This is a genomic window from Streptomyces sp. NPDC002076, from assembly GCF_053593835.1.
The window spans coordinates 195,068-219,672 of record NZ_JBSFDI010000013.1; the positions used below are offsets into that span (position 1 = coordinate 195,068).

Genomic DNA, 24,605 nt, shown 5'->3' on the forward strand with positions numbered 1-24,605 from the left:
CGTACGGCGGGATGTACCTGTTCGACTCAACCGCCGCGGACGCCCATGGGTGTCACCACTGCCCCGGATGGCGGATGGCGCGGGGTGGCGCGCAGCGCACGGCGGGGCTCAGGCGATGGCACGGGGGGCGCGCGGGTGCGCGGGCGGGGTCAGGTGCACCACCACAGGAAACGGTTGCAGGTCTTGGTGGGCGAGGGCGCCGGGGACGGAGCCGAGGTCGTCGGGGCGCTGGAGGGGGTGGGGGCAGGCCGGGAGGTGGCGGTGGGCGCCGGGGCCTTGGGGGTGGTGCCGGAGCCCGCCGTGGGGGTCTGCGACGCCTTGCCGGTGTCCTTGGCGTCGGGCGACTTGGAGGTCTTGTCCTTCGGGGACTTGGAGGCGGACGCGGAGGCGTCCGGGGAGGCAGAACCGGCCGCGCCCGGTGCCGTACCGGAGGTGCCGGAGGCCGGGTCGGCCGTGGCGCCGGGGGACGTGGAGGACGTGCCGCCGTCGGCCGCGGTGTCCCCGGCGGTGTCCGGCTGCCCGCTGGAGAACGGTGAGAAGGGCGCGTCCGTGCCGAGTTCGGCGAATCCCAGGCTGCCCGCGGCCAGCACGAAACCCGCGGTGATCAGCACCGTACGGCGGCGCCGGCGCCGGTGTGCGGCGGCCTTGCGGTCGCGGCGGCTGGCGTCGGCGTCGGCGGGGCTCACGGTGGTGCTGCCGCGCGCGCGGCGCCGGGCGGCCCGGCCACCGGGTTCCTGGTCGGTGTCGGGGTCGGGATCGCTCGGGGAATCGGGCTCGGGATCGCCGTCGGCCGCGGCCTCGGTGCCGGGCTCGTCCCCGGGGTCCCAGTCCTCGCGCGGCTCCGGTTGCTCCGTCCACGCCGCCCGTTCCGGACCGGCCGGGTCGTACTGCTGGGGGATGCGGTACTGCTGGGACTCGTACTGCTGGGCGTACTGCTCCGCGTACTGCGGGGGGACTCCGTACCCCGGTGCCCCACCCGTGCTCGCGCGCGCGTACGCGGCCGATGCTTCCGCGGCGGCGGGCACCGGAGTTCCACACCCGGGGCAGGCCAGGGCGCCGTTGAGGTGCCGTTGGCACGGGTGGCAGTAGTCCATGACGCCGGAAGACTAGATTCCCCATCGGTCACGTTCCTAGGCACCGCTGTGAAGGTTTCGTAGAAAGCGAAAGAATTCTCGAAAGGCTTGTCGAAACCGTTACCTGTTCGACCCATTGACACCCCCACCGCACCGTCCTTACTGTCACGCCAGCATTTCGAACGTGTGACGAAATCTCGAACAGCTGAGGGGCAACTGCCGTGCGCATCACCGGAATCAGCACACACGTGGTCGGCACGCCGTGGCGCAACCTGACCTACGTCCAGGTGCACACCGACGAGGGGATCACGGGAGTCGGCGAGACCCGGATGCTCGGGCACACCGACGCGCTGATCGGCTATTTGCGGGAGGCCGAGGCCAATCACATTCTCGGCTCGGATCCGTTCGCGGTCGAGGACCTCGTCCGCCGGATGAAGTACGGCGACTACGGCCGTGCGGGTGAGATCGTCATGTCCGGCATCGCGGTCGTCGAGATGGCCTGCTGGGACATCAAGGGCAAGGCGCTGGGCGTGCCGGTGTGGCAGCTGCTCGGCGGCAAGGTCACCGACAAGGTGAAGGCCTACGCCAACGGGTGGTACACGACCGAGCGAACGCCCGAGGCGTACCACAAGGCCGCCCAGCAGGTCATGGAGCGCGGTTACCGGGCGCTGAAGATCGACCCGTTCGGCACCGGGCACTTCGAGCTCGACCACCAGCAGACGCTGTACGCCGTCTCCCTCATCGAGGCCGTGCGCGACGCCATCGGGCCGGACGCCGAGCTGATGCTGGAGATGCACGGCCGTTTCTCCCCCGCCACCGCCGTCCGGCTGGCGAAGGAGCTGGCGCCCTTCAAGCCGGCCTGGCTGGAGGAGCCGGTGCCGCCGGAGAACCTGAAGGCGCTGGAGAAGGTCGCGGCCAAGGTGGACATCCCGGTCGCCACCGGTGAGCGGATCCACGACCGGATCGAGTTCCGCGAGCTGTTCGACAGCCAGGCCGTGGACATCATCCAGCCCGATGTCGGCCACATCGGCGGCATCTGGGAGACCCGCAAGCTCGCCGCCACCGCCGAGACGCACTACATGCTGATCGCGCCGCACAACGTCGGCGGCTCGGTGCTCACCGCCGCCTCCCTCCAGGTCGGCTTCACCTCCCCGAACTTCAAGATCCTCGAACACTTCAACGACTTCGCGGACGCGGAGATCAAGAAGGTGGTCAAGGGGGCCCCGCAGGTCGTGGACGGGTACTTCCACCTCTCCGAGGCGCCCGGTCTGGGCGTGGAGCTGGACGTCGACGCCGCCGCCGAGTTCCCGCAGCAGCAGGCCCGGTTCGACCTGTGGGCCGAGGGCTGGGAGCAGCGCAAGCCGAAGGGGACCAAGTGAGCACCGCCGTCGTCGTCGAGGCCCCGGGCCGGCACCGGCTCGTGCCGCACACGCCGCGCGAGCCCGGCCCCGGCGAGGCGCTGGTGGCCGTGCACGCGGTCGGCATCTGCGGCAGCGACCGCGAGGTGTACCAGGGCAACCGGCCCGAGGGGTACGTCCGTTACCCGCTCGTCCCCGGGCACGAGTGGTCGGGCACGGTCTCCACGGTGGGCGCCGGGGTGCCGGCGGGACTCGTCGGGCGCAAGGTGGTCGGCGAGGGCTTCCGCAACTGCCAGGTCTGCGACCGCTGCCACGCCGGTGAGACCACCCTGTGCACCGACGGCTACGAGGAGACCGGGTTCACCCAGCCCGGCGCCATGGCCGGCACGCTCACCCTCCCGGCCCGGCTGCTGCACGTCCTGCCGGACGACGCCGACCTCACCGCCGCCGCCCTGCTGGAGCCGGCCGCCTGTATCGCGGCCGCCGCGCTGAAGGCCCGCGCCCTGCCGGGCGAGCGGGTCGCGGTGGTCGGCACGGGGACGCTCGGGATGTTCGCGGTGCAGTTCCTGAAGGCCGTCTCGCCGGCGGAGCTGCTCGTCGTCGGCACCAGGAACGACCGGGAAGCGCTGTCGCGGCAGTTCGGCGCGACCGGCTTCCGGCTGAAGGACCAGGAACTCCCGGCCGACTTCGACGTCGTGATCGAGACGGCCGGCTCGGCCTCCGCCGCGCGCACCGCCGCCTCACTGCTCCGGCGCGGCGGACGGCTGGTGCTGACCGGGATCCCGGCGCCGGGCGCGGACGGGCTCGACCCGACCGATCTCGTCGTACGGCAGCTGGAGGTGCACACCGTCTTCGGGGCGCCGCCGGACGCCTGGGCGCACACCGTGCGGGTCTTCGGCGCCGGGCTGCTGGACCCGCTGCCGCTGGTCACGCACGAGCTGCCGCTGACCGAGTTCCCGCAGGCCATCGAGCTGGTCGGGGCGGGTGATCCGAAGGTGGGCAAGGTGCTGCTCCGCCCCTGATGACGTACGCCGGTCAGGGCGTGACCTGACGGCGCCCTGACCGGCGTACCACCACGGCCGCCTTTTTCGCAGCACCACCCGGGCCGTTCTCCGCCCCGAGCCGCGAACCTCGTCCGAAATACCGAACACGAAGGACAGCTTGTGACGACCGACGCTTCCGCCACGGCGGCCCGCCGACCCGGTGAGCAGGCGCTCACCACCCTCGGCCTGGGCGCGCCCGCCCTCGACCCCGCCGACGCCTCCGCGCACAGCTTCCCGGGCGGTGGCCGCTGGCGCACCGAGATCCCCTCGTGCGAGGGTCCCGAAGCGCTGGCGGTCGTGCTGAAGGAGGCCTCGCGCCTCGACGTCCCGATCCACCGGATCAGCCAGGGCAGCGGCGTGTGGATGCTCACCGACGCCGAGATCACCGAGATGGTCGAGGCCACCGCCGCACGCGACATCGAACTCTGCCTGTTCACCGGCCCGCGCGGCACCTGGGACATCGGTGGCTCGGTGCGCTCCGACTCGCGGGGGGCCGGACTGCGCGCACGGGGCCACGACGCCGTCGCCGGCTGCGTCGAGGACGCTGTACGAGCCACCGAACTGGGCGTCAAGTGCCTGCTGGTCGCCGACGAGGGCGTGCTGTGGACCCTGCACCGGGCCCGTGCGGCCGGGATCATCCCGGCCGACACCACGCTGAAGGTCTCGGCGCTCATCGGCCCCGTCAACCCGGCCTCGTACGCCGTCTTCGAGCGGCTCGGCGCCGACTCCGTCAACGTGCCCAGCGATCTGACGCTGGATCACCTCACCGAGATCCGCCGGGTGTCCGCGGCACCCATGGACATGTACATCGAGGCCCCCGACGACCTCGGCGGCTATGTGCGGATGTACGAGGTCGCCGAGCTGATCCGGCGCGGCGCCCCGCTCTATCTGAAGTTCGGTCTGTCCAAGGCACCCGGCATCTACCCGTGGGGCACCCACCTCAGGGACGTGACCCTGGACACCGCCCGGGAGCGGGTGCGGCGCGGCCGCCTCGCCCTGGACCTGCTCGCCCGGCACGGCGCGGACGGCGACATGGCGCCGCTCGGCTCGCGGCTGCCGGGGGCTTTGAACCGGTTCCCCGCCGAGCGCTCCGCGGGATGAGCGAGGGGAGCTGCGGGCCGTCTGCAACCGCAGGCCGCTCGTGGCTGGGCGCGCCCACGCGGCGGAGCCGCACATGTCCCCGCCCCGCGCCCCTCACGGGGCGCTTCACCGACCCCGCAAGAACATCTCAACGCCGAGAAGAACAAGGACGGATCACCATGCGCAACCGCAGAGCCGCACTCACCGCGATATCCGCGACCGCCTCGCTCGCCCTCACCCTGACCGCGTGCGGGCAGAGCAGCTCGGGCGGCAGCAAGGAGAAGACCGGTGACGTCAAGGGCGCCACCATCGGCATCGCCATGCCGACGAAATCCTCCGAACGCTGGATCAACGACGGCAACAACGTCGTGAAGAACCTGCAGTCCATGGGCTACAAGACCAAGCTGGTCTACGGCGAGGACGACCCGAGCACCCAGGTCTCGCAGATCGAGAACCTCATCACGCAGGGCGTGAAGGGCCTGATCGTCGCGGCGATCGACAACAAGTCGCTGAACAACGTGCTCCAGGAGGCGCACTCCGCGAAGATCCCGGTGATCGCCTACGACCGGTTGATCCTCGGCACCCCGAACGTCGACTACTACGCCTCCTTCGACAACGAGAAGGTCGGCGTCCTCCAGGGCACCTACATCGTGCACAAGCTCGGCCTGGACGCCGGCAAGAAGGGCCCGTTCAACATCGAGCTGTTCGCGGGCTCGAACGACGACAACAACACCAAGTACTTCTTCAACGGCGCGATGAGCGTGCTCAAGCCGTACATGGACAAGAAGCAGCTGGTGGTCAAGTCCGGGCAGACCCAGCTCAACCAGGTCACGACGCTGCGCTGGGACGGCACCACCGCGCAGAAGCGCATGGAGGACATCCTCACCTCCGCCTACAAGAGCGGCCGGGTCGACGCGGTGCTCTCGCCGTACGACGGCATCTCCATCGGCATCCTGTCCGCCCTGAAGTCGGACGGCTACGGCTCGGGCAGCAACCCGCTGCCGGTCATCACCGGTCAGGACGCCGAGCTGGCCTCGGTCAAGTCGATCATCGCCGGGCAGCAGACACAGACCGTCTACAAGGACACCCGGCAGCTCGCCAAGGTCGCCGCGACCATGGTGGACGACGACCTGAAGGGCAAGAAGCCGCAGGTCAACGACACCAAGACCTACGACAACGGCAGCAAGGTCGTGCCCGCCTACCTGCTCCAGCCGGTCAGCGTCGACAAGACCAACTACAAGCAGGTGCTGGTGGACGGCGGCTACTACACCGAGTCCGAACTCAAGTAAGCGCCCGCCCCTACGGATTGGAAGGCACGACCATGGCGGGACCCGTCCTGGAAATGCGCTCGATCGTCAAGACCTTTCCCGGTGTCAAAGCGCTGTCGGACGTCACCCTGACGGTCCGTCAGGGCGAGGTCCACGCCATCTGCGGGGAGAACGGCGCCGGCAAGTCGACCCTGATGAAGGTGCTCTCCGGCGTCCATCCGCACGGCACCTACGAGGGCGAGATCCTCTTCGAGGGAGAGGTCTGCCGGTTCAAGGACATCCGGGCGAGCGAGCAGCACGGCATCGTCATCATCCACCAGGAGCTGGCGCTGGTGCCGTACCTCTCCATCGCGGAGAACATCTTCCTCGGCAACGAACACGCCACGCGTGGACTCATCAACTGGCGCGAGACCCTGCGCCACGCCACCGAACTGCTGCGCCGGGTCGGCCTCGACGAGCACCCGGAGACCCGCGTCGCCGACATCGGCGTGGGCAAGCAGCAGCTCGTGGAGATCGCCAAGGCCCTGTCGAAGGAGGTGAAGCTGCTCATCCTCGACGAGCCGACGGCGGCGCTGAACGACGAGGACAGCGGCAAACTCCTCGACCTGATCCTGGAACTGAAGGACCAGGGCATCACCTCGATCATCATCTCCCACAAGCTCAACGAGATCCGCCGGGTGGCCGACTCGGTGACGATCATCCGCGACGGGCGGTCCATCGAGACGCTCGACGTGAAGGCGCCGGAGACCACCGAGGACCGGATCATCAGCGGCATGGTGGGCCGCGACCTCGACCACCGCTTCCCGGAGCGCACCCCGCACGAGCCGGAGGAGGGCGCGGCCCCCGCGCTGGAGATCCGCAACTGGACCGTGCTGCACCCGATCGACCAGCAGCGCAGGGTCGTGGACGACGTGTCGATCAGCGTCCGCCGGGGCGAGATCGTCGGCATCGCGGGCCTGATGGGCGCCGGCCGCACCGAACTCGCGATGAGCGTCTTCGGCCGCACCTACGGCCGGTACGCGGGCGGCACGGTCCTCAAGGACGGCACGGAGATCCGTACGAAGACCGTCGCGGAGGCGGTGGAGCACGGCATCGCGTACGTCACCGAGGACCGCAAGCACTACGGCCTCAACCTGATCGACACCATCAACCGGAACATCTCGCTGACCGCGCTGAAGAAGGTCGCGAGGCGGGGCGTGGTGGACGAGCAGGCGGAGCGGCAGGTCTCCGAGGGGTTCCGCACGTCCATGAACATCAAGGCGCCGACGGTGTTCGAGCCGGTGGGCAAGCTGTCCGGCGGCAACCAGCAGAAGGTCGTCCTCAGCAAGTGGATCTTCGCCGGTCCGGACGTGCTGATCCTGGACGAGCCCACGCGCGGCATCGACGTGGGCGCCAAGTACGAGATCTACACGGTCATCGACCAACTGGCCGCCCAGGGCAAGGCGGTCGTCTTCATCTCCTCCGAGCTGCCGGAGCTGCTCGGCATGTGCGACCGCATCTACACGATGGCCGCGGGACGGCTGACCGGTGAGGTGCCACGGGCCGAGGCCACGCAGGAAGTGCTGATGCGCCAGATGACGAAGGACAAAGAGGTAACCCGATGAGCACGGACGTCACCGACAAGACCCCGGCGGCCGCGCCGCCGGGCAAGGGCGGACCGACCGCCGGCGAGGGCCTGTTGCAGCTGGTGCTCGGCGGCCTGCGCCGCAACATGCGCCAGTACGGCATGCTGATCGCGCTCGGCCTGATCGTCGTCCTCTTCCAGTTCTGGACCGGCGGCGACCTGCTGCTGCCGCGCAACGTCTCCAACCTGGTGCTGCAGAACAGCTACATCCTGATCCTCGCGATCGGCATGATGCTGGTGATCATCGCCGGGCACATCGATCTGTCGGTCGGCTCGATCACGGCGTTCGTGGGCGCCTTCGCGGCCGTACTGACGGTGCAGCACCATGTCGCGTGGCCCGTCGCCCTGGTGCTGTGCCTGCTGGTGGGCGCGGTGGCGGGCTCCGTACAGGGCTTCCTGATCGCCTATTTCGGCATACCGTCGTTCATCGTCACCCTCGCCGGGATGCTGCTCTTCCGCGGCCTGACGGAGATCTTCCTCAAGGGCCAGACCCTCGGCCCGTTCCCGAACGGCCTGCAGAAGATCGGCAACGGCTTCCTGCCCGAGGTCGGTCCCAACACCAACTACCACAACCTCACCCTGCTCCTCGGCATCGTCCTGATCGCCGCCGTGGTGTGGCAGGAGGTGCGCGACCGGCGCCGCCAGCAGGAGTTCTCCCTCGACGTGGTGCCGATGAAGCTGTTCCTGCTCAAGCTCGTCGCGCTGGTCGCCGCGGTCCTCGCCCTCACCATGCTGCTCGCCAGCTACGACGGCGCGCCGATCATCCTGATCATCCTCGGCGTCCTGGTGGGCGGCTACGGCTACGTCATGCGCAACTCGGTCTTCGGCCGGCACATCTACGCCATCGGCGGCAACCTGCCGGCGGCGAAGCTGTCCGGTGTGAAGGACAAGCGCATCACCTTCCAGGTGTTCCTGAACATGGGCGTGCTCGCGGCCCTGGCGGGTCTGGTGGTCGCCGCCCGTCTGAACGCGGCCTCGCCGAAGGCGGGCGACGGCTTCGAACTGGAGGCCATCGCCTCCTCGTTCATCGGCGGCGCCTCCATGAGCGGCGGTGTCGGCACCGTGCTCGGCGCCATCATCGGCGGTCTCGTCCTCGGCGTGCTGAACAACGGCATGAACCTCCTCAGCGTCGGCACCGACTGGCAGCAGGTCATCAAGGGTCTGGCCCTGTTGGCGGCGGTCGGCTTCGACGTGTGGAACAAGCGCAAGTCCGGTTCGTAAGTCAGATCGGGCCCCACCGGAAAGAGCCGGTGGGGCCCCTCCTCTCAGGGAGCCGCATCCATGGAACTGAACAGACGCACGGTCATCGCTGGAGCCGCGGCGGCCGGTATCGCCGCCACCACCCTCGGCACGACGCAGACATCAGCCGCTGCCGCGGCGGGCGCCCAGGCCGCGTCCGCCACGTCCGGGGGCCGCAAGCCGGTGAAGGAACTGTTCGGCACGCTCGCCGACGGCACGAAGATCTACCGCTGGTCGCTGGAGAACGGCGGCACGCGGCTGAAGGTCCTGAACTACGGCGGCATCGTCCAGACCCTGGAGGTCCCCGACCGCCGCGGCCACTACGCCAACGTCGTCGCGGGCTTCGACAACATCGCCGACTACGTCGCCAAGAGCCCGTACTTCGGCGCCCTGATCGGGCGGTACGGCAACCGGATCGGCAAGGGCCAGTTCACGCTCGACGGCAAGAGCTACCAGCTCTCCGTCAACGACGGCGTGAACAGCCTGCACGGCGGCAAGCAGGGCTTCGACAAGCACGTGTGGGACGTCGAGCCGTTCGCCGAGGGCTCCGACGTCGGCCTGCACCTGCACTACACCAGCGTCGACGGCGAGATGGGCTACCCGGGCACGCTCAAGGCGAAGGTGACGTACACCCTGACCCGGCACGGTGAGTGGCGCATCGACTACGAGGCCACCACGGACAAGGCGACCATCGTCAACCTCACCAGCCACGTCTACTGGAACCTGGCCGGCGAGGGCAGCGGCACGATCGAGGACCACGAGCTGCGGATCGCCGCGTCCCGGTACACCCCCACCGACTCGGGTCTCATCCCGACCGGCGAGCTGGCGAAGGTCGCGGGCACCCCGTTCGACTTCCGCCACGCCAAGCCGATCGGCCGGGACATCCGCGCCGGGCACGTCCAGCAGGTGCAGGCCAAGGGCTACGACCACAACTGGGCCCTGGACAAGGGCATCACGGCACACCCGGAACATGTGGTGACCCTGCGCGACCCGCGCTCCGGCCGCACCCTGAAGATCGCCACCGACCAGCCCGGCCTGCAGTTCTACTCCGGCAACTTCCTCGACGGCACCCTCACCGGCACCGGCGGCCACACCTACCGTCAGGGTGACGCCCTGTGCCTGGAGACCCAGCACTTCCCGGACTCGCCGAACCACGCGAACTTCCCGTCGACCGTGCTGCGGCCCGGGCAGACGTACCGGACGACGACGATCCACACGTTCGAGGCGTGAACCGGGGCGCGCACCGTGGCGTGAACCACCTCACACGACAGGCGAGTTGAACGCCACTGCCGCCCCCTCCGTATCCAAGGGTGGCCCGTGCTCCCCCGCACGGGCCACCTGAAACGGAGGTTCCTTTGGCCGGCAACGTCACCTCGTTGTTCCGCGGCGGCGCCGCCCACAGCCCTTCGATGGCGGCGCTGACGCGAGAGGGCGGCGACGGAACCGGCCCGGTGGACTTCTGCATCCCGTGCAACCCGTACTTCCCCACCCCGGCCATGTACGACGAGCTGGCGGTCCGGCTGCGCGAGATCATCACGTACTACCCGAGCAGCGCCGACGCGATCACCGCGGAACTGTGCAGCCTCCTCCAGCTGCCGCCGCAGTGCGTGGCGATGGGCAACGGCTCCACGGAACTGATCACCTGGATGGACCACCTGCTGGTCCGCGAGTCCCTGGCGATCCCGGTGCCCACCTTCGGCCGCTGGACCGACCAGCCGATGGAGACCGGCAAGCGGGTCGACATGTTCCCGCTCCAGGAGGCGAGCGGGTTCGCCCTGGACCTCGCCCAGTACGCGGACTTCATCCGCACGCGGGGCACGCGGGTGGCGGTGATCTGCAATCCCAACAACCCCGACGGCGGCTATCTGCGCAAACAGCAGGTAGTGCAGTTCATGGACGCGATGGCGGACCTGGACCTGGTGATCGTCGACGAGTCCTTCCTGGAGTTCGCCGACGCGGAGGCCGAACCGAGCGTCGTCCAGGAGGCCATGATCCGCCCCAACGTCGTCGTGCTGCGCAGCCTCGGCAAGAACTTCGGCCTGCACGGCGTCCGCTTCGGCTATCTGGTGGCCAACCCGGCGCTCGCGGGGAAGGTGCGGGGGATGCTCCCGAAGTGGAACCTCAACTCCTTCGCCGAGCACGTGGTGTTCATGCTGAGGGAACACGGCCCCGAGTACGCCCAGAGCCTGCAGCAGGTCCGCCGCGACCGCCTGGAGATGACCAGCCACCTCTCCGCACTCCCGGGTCTGACGGTGTATCCGTCCCAGGGCAACTTCCTCTTCGTACGACTGCCCGTCGGCGCCGAGGGCACGGTGGTCCGGGACCGGATGCTCACCGAGCACCGGATCCTGGTCCGCGAGTGCGGCAACAAGATCGGCTCGTCCAGCCGCTTCCTGAGACTCGTGGTGCGCCCCCAGGTCGACGTGCGTCGCCTGGTGTCCGGCCTGGAGCAGGTGCTCTACGGGTCCAGGAGGGGAGCCGCCGTACCCGAGCTGGGCACCGGGACCAGCTACAGCTCGGGTACGGCGGCGGTGGACCGGCTGATGAGCGAGACGAACGGGGGTGGCATGCGGTTGCCCGCGGCGCCGCAGCCGGCGCCCGCGCCCCAACCGATGCCGGTGTCGCAGCCCTTGCCCGCGGCGGCTCAGCCGATGCCGGTGCCTCAGCCGACGGCACCGCAGCCCGCGCCGGTACAGCAGCCGATGGCACCGGTGGCCGTCCCCCAGCCGGCCCCGGCGCCGGCGCCCGCACCCCTGCCCGCGCCCGCGCCCCTGCCCGCGCCGGCCCCCGTACCCGCTCCCACCCCGGTACCGGCACCCGCCGCCGCGGTCGCCCCCACTCCCCCCGGTGTCCCGGCGCGGGGCGGCCTCACGGCGGCCCAGGTGCGCGGGATGACGGCACCGGCGACCGATCTGACCCCGGCGCCGGCCACGGGGTGGCCCAATGCGCAGAGCTGGCCGAACGCGGCGGGGGCCTAGCCGCATACGCGCCATGGGCAGCCCGGGCATCAGCAGGCGACCGGCCACCCACTCAGGCAGCGGGCGGCACCCCGGCGGCCGATCGGCCCCGGGTGCCGCCCGCGCCGTACAGGTCTACTTGCTCGGGCACTGCTTCCACGCCAGGTGGTACACCGTGCTGATGTCCCCGTCCGTGGAGTCCATGGTCATGAAGCTGACCTTGTCCGAGGCCTGGGTCCCGGCGTTCACCCGTAGCTCGGTGTTGATGTTGAAGTTGCGCAGCACCCCGCAGGGCGCCCAGACCAGTTGGGCCCAGTCGGTGCTGTCGGTGGCCTGCCAGTCGTCGTTGTAGGGGCCGTTGAAGGGATGGTTCCTGGGCACGGTCTGCGAGGAGCCCTGGAAGTAGTACGAGGCCTTCTGCGCGGCGCTCGCGCCGGGCTGGAGCGAGAGGAAGCCCCGGTAGTCGGCGCTGGCTATCGCGTAGGTGAAGCCCTGGGGGACGTGCACCACCAGGTTGAGCTGGCAGTTCTTGCGGAAGGCCGTCGGGTCGGAGGCGCCGCCGGCCTGGGCCAGGTACTCGCTGTAGGTCACCGTGAACGCCGTGTTGTCCGGCGAGACGGCCACCGCGGCCGTACCCGCGGGACAGCCGGAGCCGTTCACCGTGGCCACATCGATGACGATCTTGTCCGGGGGCGGGTTGTCGAACACCGGCGAGGAGGGGTGCGCGGGCAGCGCGGTGGTGAGGAGCGCGGCTACGGCGCCGCTGAGGAGGAATCCACCAGCCATCGTTTCTCCCGTGGTCAGGTGTGGGGGGTCTGTGTGGAAGCTGTGAAGCGTTCCGCATCGTAGGAAGCCCCCGTCACCCCCGGGAGGGTCAACTCCGGCCATTCACAGCGGGCCGTTCACACCGAGCAGCCCCTACGGGTTCTCCCAGGCCGCCGGTTCCGCCGCCAGCGCCCGGACGGGCTCCGGCAGCGCGTCCGCCGCGAGGTCGGCGACGGTGACGCCCTCCAGGATCCGGCGGACGTTCGCGCGCAGCGCGATCCACAGGGGCAGCAGGGGCTGTGCGCTGCCGGTGTAGGCGAGGCCCGTGGGGCGTTCGCCGCGGACCGAGACGATCGGGCCGTCCACCGCCCGGATCACGTCGGCCACCGTGATCTCGGCGGCGTCCCGCGCCAGCCGGTAGCCGCCGCCTCCGCCCCGCCTGCTGTCGACGATCCCGCCGCGCCTCAGGTCGCCCAGGATCCCTTCCAGGAACTTGTGCGGGATGCCCTGGGCGGCGGCGATTTCCTCCGCCTTCACCGGGCCGTTACCCTGCCGTACGGCCAGCTCCAGTACTGCCCGTACCGCGTAATCCGCCCGCGCCGAGATCCTCATGGGTCCATTGTGGGGCGTCGGCCGCGTGGAGAATGGCCTGCACCCGCGCCCCGTAAGATCGCCCGCGGAGGATCCACCTTGGCGCTCAGCAGACGTACTTTCAGTGCCCTGGCCGGCTCGACCGCCCTCGGGCTCGCCCTGGGCGGCAGCGGCGGCCCCGGGGCGCCTTCGGCGTACGCGGCGCGCAGTGTGCCGACCGGCCCGGCGCCCGCCCCGCCGAGCGCCGACGGCCACCGGCACACCATCGGCTACGACCACTACTCGCTGCTCGTGGACGGCAGGCGGCTGGTGGTGTGGTCCGGCGAGATGCATCCCTTCCGGCTGCCCAGTCCCGCCCTGTGGCGGGACGTGCTGCAGAAGATGCGGGCCCACGGCTACAACGCGGTCAGCATCTACGTGGCCTGGAACTACCACTCCCCCGCGCCCGGCCACTACGACTTCACCGGCGTCCGCGACCTGGACCTGTTCCTGCGCACGGCCGCCGAGACGGGGCTGTACGTCATCCTGCGGCCCGGCCCGTACATCAACGCCGAGGTGGACGGCGGCGGCTTCCCGGGCTGGCTGACGGCGGCGAAGGGAACGGCCCGGACCGACGATCCGGCCTATCTGTCGTACGTCGACGAGTGGCTGACCCAGGTGAACCGGATCGCCCGCAGGCATCTGTTCACCCAGGGCACCGGCACGATCCTGCTGTACCAGATCGAGAACGAGTACGACGCCCACGTCGACGAGGCCGGCCGGGCGTACATGTCCCACCTGTACAAGAAGGTGCGCGCGGACGGCATCGACGTCCCGCTGTTCCACAACGACAAGGGCAGGAACGGGTACTGGGTGCCCGGCTCGTTCGACACCGGAGGTGAGAAGGGCGGCTGGCTGTACGGCTTCGACGGGTACCCGTCGCCGTCGCAGACCCCTCCGGACTGGGGGACGTTCGGGCCCGGCGGGGCGAAGGGCGGGGCCAGTGCATCGCCGGCCACACCCGGGTTCGTGCCCGAGTTCGGCAGCGGCTGGTTCGACCCGTGGGGCGGGGCCTGGTTCGACGGCAAGGGGTACGCCGAGTCCCGGCGCACCCGGGATGCCGCCTACGAGCGCCGGTTCTATCTGACCAACCTCGCCAACGGGCTCACCCTGCACAACGTCTACATGACCTTCGGCGGGACCTCCTGGGGCTGGCTGCCCGCGCCGGTCGTCTACACGTCGTACGACTACGGCGCCGCCATCGACGAGGCGCGGAACGTCACCGCCAAGATCGCGCCGATGCACCAGCTCGGGCATCTGCTCCAGCGCGTGCCCGACTTCGCCAAGCTGGACCGGGCGGCGGACGTGAGGGCCGAGGGCCTGAAGGTCTACCACCTGACCAACCCGGACACCGGCGCCCACATCTATGTCGCCCGCAACGACGGCACGGATCCGGTCACCACCGATCTGCCGACCGACGCCGGGCGGCTCCGGATCACCGTGCCCGGCAAGGACGCCAGGCTGCTCGCGACGGGGCTGAAGCTGGGCAAGCGGACGCTGAAGTGCTCCACAGCCGAGCCGATGCTGGCTCTGACGGCCGGCCGGCAGGACATCGCGCTGTTCTCGGGGCGCAGCGGTGACATGGCCGAACTGGTGCTGAAGTGCCCGGTGGAGCCGAGCGTCATGCGGCTGGACCCCGAGGCCGCCTGGGTCTTCGACGACAGCGACAGCTCCCTGCATGTGAACGTCCCGCTCGGCGAGGGCGGGCTCACCCGCGTGCTGGTGCAGAAGGGCGAGACGGAGACCCCGCTGCTGCTGCTCTTCGCCGACGACGCCACCGCCGTACGCCTGTTCCCGTACGACACCCCGTCCGGGACCCTGCTGGTGTACGGCCCGGCGTTGCTGCGCCACGCCGAGCTGCGCGGATCCGAGGTCCATCTGACGGGTGACATCACCGATACGACCACCATCGAGGTGTGGGGGCCGCGCGGGATCGACAGCCTGGTGTGGAACGGCCGCACCCTGCCCACCCGGGTGACCCTGTCCGGCAGCCTGATGACCACCGGCCTGCTGCCCGCCGTCCCCGAGGTGAAGCTGCCCCAGCTGGGCGGCTGGCGGATGCGCACGGAGAACCCGGAGGCCGGGCCCGGTTTCGACGACTCGGCCTGGGCGGTCGCGGACAAGAAGTCGTCGTTCAGCACCACGCCGGTCCCCGACGGCCAGCCGGTCCTCTTCGCCGACGACTACGGCTTCCACTACGGGGATGTCTGGTACCGCGGCTCCTTCACCGACGCCACCGGCCTTCAGGAGGTCTCGCTCGCCTACAGCACCGGCACGCAGGGCCTGCTGATGGCCTGGCTGGACGGGGAGCCGCTGGGCACCCATCGGATGCCGGTGCCGGACAAGAACACGACTGTACGGAAGGGCAGTTGGGCGGACACGGCCGTGTTCCCCGTCCGCGAGCGGCTGCGCTCTCCCGGCCGGCATGTGCTGTCGGTCCTCGTCCGGCGCATGCAGCACGACCAGGACGGCAAGGGGCTCGACAGCCACAAGGTGGCACGCGGACTGACGGCGGCGGCCTTCAAGGGCGCCTCGCCGAGCGTGAGCTGGCGGATCCAGGGCGCGGCGGCCCCCGACCCCGTGCGCGGGCCGATGAACAACGGCGGCCTGTACGGCGAGCGGCAGGGCTGGCATCTGCCCGGCTTCCGGGACGACGACTGGGAGCAGGCGACCTTCCCGCGGACCGCCCGGTACCAGGGCGTGACCTGGTACCGGACGACCTTCCGGCTGGCGGTGCCGGCCGACATCGACGCCTCGATCGGCCTGACCCTGGAGGACGACCCGTACCGCGCCTACCGCGCCCAGATCTTCCTCAACGGCTGGAACATGGGCCAGTACATCAACAATGTGGGCCCGCAGCACACCTTCGTCCTGCCGAACGGCGTCCTGCGCACCCGGGGCACCAACACCCTGGCTCTGGCGGTCCTTTCGGAGTTCACCACGCTGTCGGGGCCGGGCCGGGTGAGCCTGACGCTGCTCGGCAGGGCGAGCGGCGGGCTGCCGGTCACGCCGGTCTGATCACGCGAGCCTGATCACGTTCCAGGACAGCGGTTCCAGTACGGCGGTGAGGGTGCCGTCCGCCAGGGCGGTGCCCTCGACCGGGTGCGGGACGACCCGCTCGGGCTCGTCGAGGGTGTTGCGGGCGTCGGGGTCGGCGTCCGCCAGCGCGCTGTGCTCGGCGACGGTGGTCAACCCAAGCCCGTTGAGGGTGACTTCGAGCGGCAGGGCGGCCGTACGGCTGCGGTTGACGGCGAACACCGTGACCGTGCCGTCGGCCGCGCGGACGGCCGTGGCGTGCAGCAGGTCCGTCTCGCCGTACTTCTTCGTCTCGTACGTCGGCGAGTCCACGCGCACGTCGAGCACCTCGCCCCGGCCGTGCTTCGACGCCAGCGCGAACGGGAAGAACGTCGTCTGCCGCCAGGCCGGGCCGCCCGGCTCGGTCATGATCGGGGCGATCACATTGACCAGCTGGGCGAGGCAGGCGACGGTGACGCGGTCGGCGTGCCGGAGCAGGGCGATCAGCAGCGAGCCGAAGACGACGGCGTCCGTGACGCTGTAGTTGTCCTCCAGCAGCCGAGGCGCCTCGGGCCAGTCGGACTGGTCGAAGGTCTTGGCGTGCTCCTCCCAGCGGGAGAGGTACCAGACGTTCCACTCGTCGAAGGAGAGGTTGATCCTCTTCTTGGACTTGAGCTTCGCGCCGATGTGGTCGGCGGTGGCGACCACGTTCTCGATGAAGGACTCCATGTCGACGGCCGAGGCGAGGAAGGAGTCCACATCGCCGTCGGTGGGCTCGTAGTAGGCGTGCAGGGAGATGTGGTCGACCAGGTCGTACGCCTCCTGCAGGACGGTCGCCTCCCACTCGGCGAAGGTGGGCATGGCCTGGCTGGAGGAACCGCAGGCGACCAGTTCGACTTCAGGGTCGGCCTGGCGCATGGCCCGTGCCGTCTCGGCGGCGAGCCGGCCGTACTCCCGTGCCGTCTTGTGGCCGGTCTGCCAGGGGCCGTCCATCTCGTTGCCGAGGCACCACAGCTTGATGCCGAAGGGTTCCTTGTCGCCGTGTGCCGCGCGGAGGTCGGAAAGGGCGGTCCCGGCGGGGTGGTTGGCGTACTCCTGGAGTTCGAGGGCTTCGGCGACGCCACGGGTGCCGAGATTCACCGCCATCATCGGCTCGGCCTCGGGCCCGAGCTTCTTCAGGAACGCGATGAATTCGGACAGGCCGAACCGGTTCGTCTCGGTGGAGTGCCAGGCGAGGTCCAGCCGGCGGGGGCGGTCCTCGACGGGGCCGACGGAGTCCTCCCACTTGTATCCGGAGACGAAGTTGCCGCCGGGGTAGCGGACGGCGGTGACGCCGAGTTCGCGTACGAGGTCGAGGACGTCGGTGCGCAGGCCCAGGGCGTCTGCCGTGGGGTGGTCCGGCTCGTAGATGCCGGTGTAGACGCAGCGGCCCAGGTGTTCCACGAAGGACCCGAAGATCCGGGCGTTGACCTGGCCGACGGTGAAGGCGGGGTCGAGGGTGAAGCGGGCGGTGCGCTTGCTCATGGGGTCCTTTCGAGTCACTTCGGAACAGGCCAGTCGGAACGCCGGCTCAGTTGGTTCCGGCCCGGTTTCGGGGTGCCGTTGTCGGCCGCGTCGTAGTAGTGGTAGGCCAGCCACGTCTTGCCGTGCGTCCGGCCGTGGGATTTCTTCGCCTCCTCAAGCCAGGTTGTCCCATACCTTGCCCCCGCCGTCCCAGTTGTTCGGCATGGTTTGCTCGGCTCGCTGGTTCGATATTTCGAATGTCGCCCGTAACTTCGAACGGGACCGTAGATTCGAAGCGCTTCCGCGTCAATGGGTGGGACACAAGCTCATAGGTGGTTTTCCCTTCGACCACGGTCACTGCATCCCATGACGGGGACACGCCGAGACGCGTAGGCTCTGCCCAGCGGAAGGGGGAGGCGATGGGCATCGCGGGAGCGCGTGAGCAGGCGACACGCCTGGCCGCACGGCTGCGGCGCGCCCGCCCGGGCTCGGCGATGCGCTCGCTGGCCCGCGACCTCGCCGCCGCCGTCCACGCCCGCCCCGAAACGCCCGGCGGCGTACGGGAGTTGTGCCGGGCGCTGGGCGAGGAGATGAGCGGACTGCGCGGCGGACGGCCGATCGAGGTGCGCTTCGAGCGCTTCCCGGACGAGATCGAGGTCACCGGGCTGTGGCTGGAGTTCGCCGAGTTCGACCTGGTGATCGTGGAGGAGCGGGCCGAGGCCGTGCAGCAACTGGTGATCCTGGGCCATGAGTTGTGGCATCTGCAGAACGGGCACCGGCATTCCCACCTGGCCGGGGACGCGGCGGCGCGGGCGCTCGCCGACGCACCCGGCTGGCGGGGCATGCCCCTCACGGTGGCCGCCCGCAACGGCTCCCGGGCGGCCGACGAGGCCGAGGCCGACGACTTCGGGCACCGCCTGGCCGCCCTGTTCCGGCCGCACCTCACCGGCTCCCGCGCTGTCCTCGGCCCGGCGGGGCGGTCCCTCAGCCCGGTGCAGCGGACCCTCGGCTATCGACGCGACCGGGCGAGTGACCCGAAGGGGCGCGGGCGCGTGAGCGGCCTCCCGGCACCGGCGGCCGGCGCCCCGGAGGTGAGCCGGGTGCCGGACGACCGAGCGCCGAAAGAGGGGGGAGCCGCGCGGTGACCCTGGCGTTCGATCTCTCCGGACTCCTCGACGAGGTCTCCGTCTCCTTCTGGATCCCCACGGCCGTCCTGACCGCCGCCCTGGCCATCAAGCTGCCCAGCATCATCAAGCTGTGGCGGGACCCGCTGCTGCGCGCCGTCGGCGGTCTGCTGCTGTTCGCCTGCGCGGTGTTCGTCTTCGCGGCCCCGCGGACCATCGCCTGGACCAACCGGGTCACCGGGGTGCCGAACATCTCGGCGCCCTGGGTGTACTCCCTGATCACCGCGCTGTGCGCGTCCTGGCTGCTGCTGATCATCGCCTGGCGCAACGGCCGCTCCGACTCGGCCCAGACCCGCCGGGTGACCCGCTGGGTCGTGGCCGTCTACGCGGGCGTGGTCGTCGCTCTGTGGGTGCTCTTCGCGCTCGCGGACGTGCCCGTGGAGCGGCTGCGGGACCTGGACACGTACTACGCCAACACCCCCTTCATGCGCGAGGAGATCCTGCTCTACCTCGTCGCGCACACCGTGGCCTGCTCGATCACGGCCCGGCTGATCTGGAACTGGATCCGCACCGACGGCCTCGACGCCTGGCTGCGCTGGGGGCTCAGGCTGCTGGGCGTCGGCTATGCCACGAACCTGTTCTTCGACGCGGCCAAGCTCACCGCCGTCGTGGCCCGGTGGACCGGCCACGACCTGGACTGGCTGAGCACCAATGTGGCGCCGGCGGGCGCGTGTGTCTCCGCGACCCTGGTCGCGGTGGGCTTCATCGTCCCGCACGTCGGCCAGTATCTGCACGAGCGCTGGCACGTCCGGCTGCGCCACCGCGCTCTCGGCCCCCTCTACCGGCTGACGCGGACCGTCACGGGCGAGCGCGAGCCCTTCGCCCCGCACGCCCCCGCCGAACTGCGCCTGATCCGCCGCGAGACCTTCATCCGCGACGCCCTGCTGCAACTCTCCCGGCATCTGGACGAGGACCTGCGCGAACGGTCGTACCGGGCCGCCCTCGCCCTCGGCTTCGAGTCCTGCCGGGCCAGGGCCCTCGCCGCCGCCGTGACACTGCTGGACGCGGCCGGCGGCGGGCGGCCGCGGGCCGACGGCACCGGCTCCCCGTCCGGTCCCGACACGGCATACCTGCTCCAGGAGATCCAGGCCGTGTCCGAGGCCCTCCGTCGTCCCGACGAGATCACGGCGGTTCGCGCCCGTGCGGCCGCCCCGGCAGAGAGCGTGCCCGCGCATGAGTGACCGCCCCTCCCCCGCCAGAACCGCCGTCGTGCTGGGGGGATCCCACACCGGCATGCTCGCGGCGCGGGCGCTCGCCGAGTTCGCCGACCGGGTCGTCGTCGTCGAGCGCGACGCCCTGCCCGGCGGCCCCGAACCCCGCAAGGGGCTGCCACAGGCCCGGCACGCCCATATGCTCTGGTCGGGCGGGGTGCGGGCGGTGGAGGAGCTGCTGCCGGGCAGCACGGACGCGCTGAAGGCCGCCGGGGGCCGCCGGCATCCGTTCACCACCGGCGTGGTCGCCCTCTCCGCACAGGGCTGGTTCCGGCGCTGGCCCGAGTCCCACCATGTGATCCTGGCCGGCCGCGACCTGCTGGACGCGACGATCCGCGCACAGGTCCTCGCCGACCAGCGCATCGAACTCCTCGACGGCACCGAGGCGCTCGGCCTCACCGGCACCGGCGCCGCGGTCACCGGCGTACGCGTCCGGACGCGGGACGGCGCCGAGCACACCCTCCCGGCCGGCCTCGTGGTCGACGCCACCGGGCGCGGCTCCCGGGCCGCGCGCTGGCTCGCGGACCTGGGGCTGCCCGCGCCGCAGAGCCGCGAGGTCGACCCCGGCCTGGTCTACGCGAGCCGGCTCTTCCTCGCCCCCGAGGCGGCCCGGGAGGGCTTCCCGGTGGTCAATGTGCAACCCGATCCGCGCGGCGACGGGCCGGGCCGCTCCGGCTTCCTGCTCCCCATCGAGCACGGCCGCTGGATCGTCACCCTCGCCGGCACACGCGGCGGCGAACCCACCGCCGGGAACGAGGACTTCATCCCCTTCGCCCGCGAGAAGCTGCGGCATCCGCTGATCGGCGAACTGCTGGACCGCGCCGAGCCGCTGTCCGACGTCACCCTCACCCGTTCCACCGTCAACCGCCGGCACTTCTACGAGCGGATGCCGGCCTGGCCCGAGAACTTCACCGTCCTCGGCGACGCGCTCGCCGTGTTCAACCCGGTCTACGGCCATGGGCTGGCCGTCGCCGCCCAGAGCGCGGTGGGGCTGCGCGAGGTGATACGGCGGCACGGCTGGAGCACGCCGGGGCTGGCCCGCCGTGTGCAGCGGGCGGTGGCCCGTCCAGTGCGTGCGGCATGGGATCTGGCGCTGGGTCAGGACGTGTTCTACCCCGGCGCGACGGAAGCCGGTCCCACCCTGCGGGACCGGCTCCTTTCCGCGTACGTCGGCCGGCTGATGCACACCGCGACGGGGAACGGGCGCGTGGCCCGCCGGGTGACCGACGTGACGTCACTGGAGCGGAGGGCCGAGGTGTTGCTGGCACCGAGCGTGCTGCTGGCGGCGGCGGTCGGACCGCTTCGGCCGCCGCTGGCGGCTCCGCCGATGACCGCGCAGGAGCGGAAGGTGGCGGGCGTCTAGCCGGCTTCCGGGTGCGGGTGCGTGGTGGGTCGCCCGCCGCCGGTTCAGCCCTCGAACGCCGGTTGGGGCAAGCCCTTCCCCGCGTCCGGAATCACCAGCACCGAGCCCGAGAGCGGGTGCGGCGCCGGCAGTCCCGTCCGCGCCGTGGTGATGTACAGGTCGGTCAGGTCGGCGCCGCCGAACGCGCAGGCCGTCGTGCGTGGGGTCGGCAGCGGGATCACCCGGTCCAGGACACCGGCCGGCGTATAGCGCCGTACCGCTCCCCCGTCCCACAACGCCACCCACACACAGCCCTCCGCGTCGACCGTCAGGCCGTCCGGGAGGCCCGCGCCCTCCTCGATCTCCACGAACGGGCGGCGGCCCTGGACGCGCTCGCCGTCGTGGTCGAAGACGTCCACCCGGCGGGTCGGGGTGTCGACGTAGTACATGAGGCGACCGTCGGGGCTCCAGCCCGTGCCGTTGCTGACCGTGGCGTCGGACAGGACCGTCCGAACCGTGCCGTCGCCGGTCAGCCGGGTCAGCGTGCCGCCGCCCGGCGCCTCGTCGTACCGCATGGTGCCCGCCCACAACGAGCCGTCGGGCGCCACCGCGGCGTCGTTCGCGCGGCGGCCCGGGACCGGCTCGTGGTGCAGCCAGCGGAACGTGTCGTCGGGGTCCAGCAGGCCCACGCCGTCCCGCAGGTTGAGGACCAGGCCGCCGCCCGCGCGGGGCTTCACCGCGCCCACGTGCTGCTCCGTCGTCCGCACCGTGCGCCGGCCCGTGACCGGGTCGTAGGTGTTGACGCGCATGCCCAGGATGTCGAGCCAGATCAGCCGGCCCGTCGCCGGATCCCAGGTCGGGCCCTCGCCCAGCTCCGCCTCCGCCCGTACGGCGACCTCGTATCCGGCGCTCACGCCGCGCTCCGGTGGCCCAGCCGCTCCGACAGCTCGGCCGCGCCCTTCGCCGACAGCTGCTCCAGCTCGGCCCGGCGCTCGTCGCTCCAGCGGATCATGGGGACCGAGATGGACAGGGCCGCGACCACCTGGCCCGTGCGGTCGCGCACGGGGGCGGCCACACAGCTCACGTCCGGGTTGGACTCGCGGCTCTCCACCGCGATGCCCCGCTGCCGGATCTCCGCGAGCGCCTCGCGCAGCGCGGTGGGGTCGGTGATGCTGTTGGGGGTCATCGCGGTCAACTGGGCGTCGTCCGGGATCCGTGCCGCGAGCTCCTGCTCGGGCAGCGAGGCCAGCAGCATCTTGCCGACCGAGGTGCAGTGGGCGGGCAGCCGGCGGCCGGCGGCGGAGACCATGCGGACGGCGTGCGTGGAGTCGACCTTGGCGATGTAGATGACGTCGGTGCCTTCGAGGATCGCCACGTGGACCGTCTCGTCGCAGGTCTCGGCGACCGAGCGGGCCACCTGCTGGCCCTCGGCGGCGAGGTCGAGCTGCTCGGCGTAGCGGCTGCCGAGCTGGTACGGGCGTACGCCGAGCCGGTAGCGTCCGGGCTGTCCCGGCACGGGCACGATGTACGACCGTGCGGCGAGCGTGGTGACCAGCTCATGCACGGTGGTGCGCGGCAGCTGGAGCTTGCGCACGATGTCGGGGGCGGAGAGCGTCCCGTCCCCGTCGAGGAACAGCTCAAGAATGTCCAGAGCCCGGGTCACGGCAGGCACGAGGCGTCCCACGTCCGGCCCCCTCCCTTGGGTCTAAGCGCCCGTTCGACACCTCGCCACCGAGATGTTCGAGATATCAACAGGCGATCGGCATGACGAACACAGGCTAGTCATGGAGGGTTGCGCGGGCAATGGCCCGGAAGCAGACCGTGCACCATGGGGGCATGGATCTCGACTTCCAGCTGGTCCTGCTGCGCCGCATGGCCGACCACAACCCGGATCTGGTCGAGGATGCCCGGCACCGGCTCGGGGTGTCCATCGCCGAGATGCGGGAGACCAACAAGCGCTGGCAGGCGATGGTCCGCTCGCCGAGGGCCCGCTCCGCCGCCGCCCGGTACCGCTCGGTCCTGGGCGAGCCGGAATCCGTCCTCCCCCGCCGGCTCGGCGACGTCGACTGCGAGGCCCGGCACTGGGCCCTGCCGCTCTGGCCCGACCTGCGCTTCGAGGTGCTGGTCGGGCCGGACGGGGCGGTGTGGAACGAGTGGCTGGTGCGGGCGCCCGGCGCCCCGGCGCCCCGGCTGGAGACCCTGGACGACCTCGTTCCCTGGTCCTGCACGGTGGACGAGGCCGCCGGCGCCTTCGCTCCGGCCCGCCCGCTGGAGGGCACCGCGCCGACCCGGTGGGGCCTCGCCTTCACCGCGCCCGGCCCGGACGGCGTACCGCACGAGGTGGTCGCCGAGTTCACCTGGGGGCTGCTCCAGCGGACGGCCGTACTGACTTAGCTCAAGCGTCGAAAGCGGTGGCCCGGGTCCGCTTCTCCCAGGCGGTGACCTCCTCGCGGACCTGGTCGAGGTGGCCCAGGACCGCGCTCACTCCGTCGTCGCCGAGCGGCAGCCGCAGCGGGGTGTCGTCGGCCTCCAGCGCGGCCAGGATCAGGGCGGCCGCCTTGGCCGGGTCGCCGGGCTGGCTGCCGTGGCCGCCGGCGACGGCGCCGCGGGTCTCGCCGACCTTGGCGTACACCCCGCTGTCGGAGCCGGCTCCGGCCCGGCCGGCCTCGAACAGCGAGGTCCGGAACGCGCCCGGCTCGACGATCAGCACCTTGACGCCGTACTCCCGCACCTCGTCCGCGAGCGCCTCGGACAGGCCCTCCAGGGCGAACTTCGTCGCGCTGTACGCCCCGAAGCCTGCGAAGGACATCTGGCCGCCCATGCTGCTCATCTGCACGATCGCGCCCGAGCGCCGCTCCCGCAGGTGCGGCAGCGCCGCCCGGACGAGCGCCGCCGGGCCGAAGAAGTGCAGGTCGAACAGGTCGCGCAGCTCGGCGTCGGTGGTCTCCTCGACGGCGCCGACGTAGGTGCGGCCCGCGTTGTTGACCAGCACGTCGATCCGCCCGTGCCGGGCCACGACATCCCGGACCGCCTCCTCGGCCGCGGCCACGTCGGTGACGTCCAGCCGCAGCGCCTCCACCTGGTCGGGATGGGCGGCCACCAGGTCGTCCAGGGCCTCCGGGCGCCGGGCGGCGCCGACCACGACATCACCGGCGGCGACGGCCGCCTCGGTGATCGCCCGCCCGAAACCGCTGCTCGCCCCGGTCACCAGCCAGACCTTGTTCATCACGACTCTCCGTAGCTCTCGTCGGGTTCGACACGAACAACACTGCGGCCGCGTGCCGTTGCCCGTCCAAGACCCTCGGTGATAACC

General features: G+C 71.1%; 19 protein-coding genes and 1 pseudogene. 13 read left to right on the top strand and 7 right to left on the bottom strand.

What is annotated here, in order from left to right:
* Window positions 1–149: 149 nt before the first annotated feature.
* Window positions 150–1,094, bottom strand: a complete 945-nt coding sequence (locus ACWCQS_RS27005; protein WP_451006842.1) for an SCO2400 family protein — start codon at window positions 1,092–1,094, stop codon at window positions 150–152.
* Window positions 1,095–1,294: 200 nt separating this feature from the next.
* Between ACWCQS_RS27005 and ACWCQS_RS27010 the strand changes: the two genes are divergently transcribed.
* The 8 genes from ACWCQS_RS27010 (at window position 1,295) to ACWCQS_RS27045 (ending at window position 11,663) form a co-directional block, all read left to right on the top strand.
* Window positions 1,295–2,452, top strand: a complete 1,158-nt coding sequence (locus ACWCQS_RS27010; RefSeq protein ID WP_451006843.1) for a mandelate racemase/muconate lactonizing enzyme family protein — start codon at window positions 1,295–1,297, stop codon at window positions 2,450–2,452.
* Window positions 2,449–3,453, top strand: a complete 1,005-nt coding sequence (locus tag ACWCQS_RS27015; RefSeq protein WP_451006844.1) for a zinc-dependent alcohol dehydrogenase — start codon at window positions 2,449–2,451, stop codon at window positions 3,451–3,453. The genes ACWCQS_RS27010 and ACWCQS_RS27015 overlap by 4 nt, the downstream gene beginning before the upstream one ends.
* 141 nt (window positions 3,454–3,594) lie before the next feature.
* Window positions 3,595–4,575, top strand: coding sequence for a hypothetical protein (locus tag ACWCQS_RS27020; protein ID WP_451006845.1), 981 nt, complete (start codon window positions 3,595–3,597; stop codon window positions 4,573–4,575).
* A 158-nt stretch (window positions 4,576–4,733) separates the two neighbouring features.
* Window positions 4,734–5,843 (top strand): multiple monosaccharide ABC transporter substrate-binding protein, encoded by a 1,110-nt coding sequence (gene chvE / locus ACWCQS_RS27025; protein ID WP_451006846.1) that lies wholly within the window; start codon window positions 4,734–4,736, stop codon window positions 5,841–5,843.
* Between the two features lie 32 nt (window positions 5,844–5,875).
* A complete protein-coding gene (gene mmsA, locus ACWCQS_RS27030; RefSeq protein WP_451006847.1) occupies window positions 5,876–7,426 on the top strand; it encodes a multiple monosaccharide ABC transporter ATP-binding protein in 1,551 nt (516 codons plus the stop codon).
* A complete protein-coding gene (mmsB, locus tag ACWCQS_RS27035) occupies window positions 7,423–8,667 on the top strand; it encodes a multiple monosaccharide ABC transporter permease (RefSeq protein WP_451006848.1) in 1,245 nt (414 codons plus the stop codon). The genes mmsA and mmsB overlap by 4 nt, the downstream gene beginning before the upstream one ends.
* Window positions 8,668–8,727: 60 nt before the next feature.
* Entirely contained in the window at window positions 8,728–9,915 is a 1,188-nt protein-coding gene (locus ACWCQS_RS27040; protein ID WP_451006849.1) for an aldose epimerase family protein, read from the top strand.
* A gap of 125 nt (window positions 9,916–10,040) precedes the next feature.
* Window positions 10,041–11,663, top strand: coding sequence for a pyridoxal phosphate-dependent aminotransferase (locus tag ACWCQS_RS27045; RefSeq protein WP_451006850.1), 1,623 nt, complete (start codon window positions 10,041–10,043; stop codon window positions 11,661–11,663).
* A 114-nt stretch (window positions 11,664–11,777) separates the two neighbouring features.
* On the opposite strand, the gene ACWCQS_RS27050 is transcribed toward ACWCQS_RS27045, so the two are convergent.
* A complete protein-coding gene (locus ACWCQS_RS27050; protein ID WP_451006851.1) occupies window positions 11,778–12,428 on the bottom strand; it encodes a DUF4360 domain-containing protein in 651 nt (216 codons plus the stop codon).
* Window positions 12,429–12,560: 132 nt separating this feature from the next.
* Window positions 12,561–13,019, bottom strand: a complete 459-nt coding sequence (locus ACWCQS_RS27055; protein ID WP_451006852.1) for an RrF2 family transcriptional regulator — start codon at window positions 13,017–13,019, stop codon at window positions 12,561–12,563.
* Window positions 13,020–13,097: 78 nt separating this feature from the next.
* Here ACWCQS_RS27055 and ACWCQS_RS27060 point away from each other — a divergent pair, with 78 nt between their 5' ends.
* A complete protein-coding gene (locus ACWCQS_RS27060) occupies window positions 13,098–16,055 on the top strand; it encodes a beta-galactosidase (protein WP_451006853.1) in 2,958 nt (985 codons plus the stop codon).
* On the opposite strand, the gene arfA is transcribed toward ACWCQS_RS27060, so the two are convergent.
* Window positions 16,056–17,576, bottom strand: coding sequence for an arabinosylfuranosidase ArfA (gene arfA, locus ACWCQS_RS27065; RefSeq protein WP_451006854.1), 1,521 nt, complete (start codon window positions 17,574–17,576; stop codon window positions 16,056–16,058).
* 398 nt (window positions 17,577–17,974) lie between these two features.
* Between arfA and ACWCQS_RS27070 the strand changes: the two are divergent.
* The 3 genes and pseudogenes from ACWCQS_RS27070 to ACWCQS_RS27080 form a co-directional block, all read left to right on the top strand.
* Window positions 17,975–18,571, top strand: a pseudogene (locus tag ACWCQS_RS27070) (toxin-antitoxin system, toxin component family protein); the annotation flags it as partial.
* Window positions 18,572–18,696: 125 nt separating this feature from the next.
* A complete protein-coding gene (locus ACWCQS_RS27075) occupies window positions 18,697–19,920 on the top strand; it encodes an MAB_1171c family putative transporter (protein ID WP_451006855.1) in 1,224 nt (407 codons plus the stop codon).
* Complete coding sequence (locus ACWCQS_RS27080) at window positions 19,913–21,313, top strand: FAD-dependent oxidoreductase (protein WP_451006856.1); 1,401 nt, start codon at window positions 19,913–19,915, stop codon at window positions 21,311–21,313. Before ACWCQS_RS27075 ends, ACWCQS_RS27080 begins: the two co-directional genes overlap by 8 nt.
* A 44-nt stretch (window positions 21,314–21,357) precedes the next feature.
* On the opposite strand, the gene ACWCQS_RS27085 is transcribed toward ACWCQS_RS27080, so the two are convergent.
* Entirely contained in the window at window positions 21,358–22,206 is an 849-nt protein-coding gene (locus ACWCQS_RS27085) for an SMP-30/gluconolactonase/LRE family protein (RefSeq protein ID WP_451006857.1), read from the bottom strand.
* The gene (locus ACWCQS_RS27090) at window positions 22,203–22,976 is read right to left on the bottom strand and encodes an IclR family transcriptional regulator (RefSeq protein WP_451006858.1); all 774 of its coding nucleotides are present in this window, start codon (window positions 22,974–22,976) and stop codon (window positions 22,203–22,205) included. Before ACWCQS_RS27090 ends, ACWCQS_RS27085 begins: the two co-directional genes overlap by 4 nt.
* A gap of 152 nt (window positions 22,977–23,128) precedes the next feature.
* On the opposite strand from ACWCQS_RS27090, the gene ACWCQS_RS27095 reads away from it, so the two are divergent.
* The gene (locus tag ACWCQS_RS27095) at window positions 23,129–23,686 is read left to right on the top strand and encodes a hypothetical protein (protein WP_451006859.1); all 558 of its coding nucleotides are present in this window, start codon (window positions 23,129–23,131) and stop codon (window positions 23,684–23,686) included.
* 1 nt (window position 23,687) lies between these two features.
* On the opposite strand, the gene ACWCQS_RS27100 is transcribed toward ACWCQS_RS27095, so the two are convergent.
* On the bottom strand, window positions 23,688–24,518 hold the full coding sequence (locus tag ACWCQS_RS27100; RefSeq protein ID WP_451006860.1) for an oxidoreductase: 831 nt from the start codon (window positions 24,516–24,518) through the stop codon (window positions 23,688–23,690).
* Window positions 24,519–24,605 lie beyond the last annotated feature (87 nt).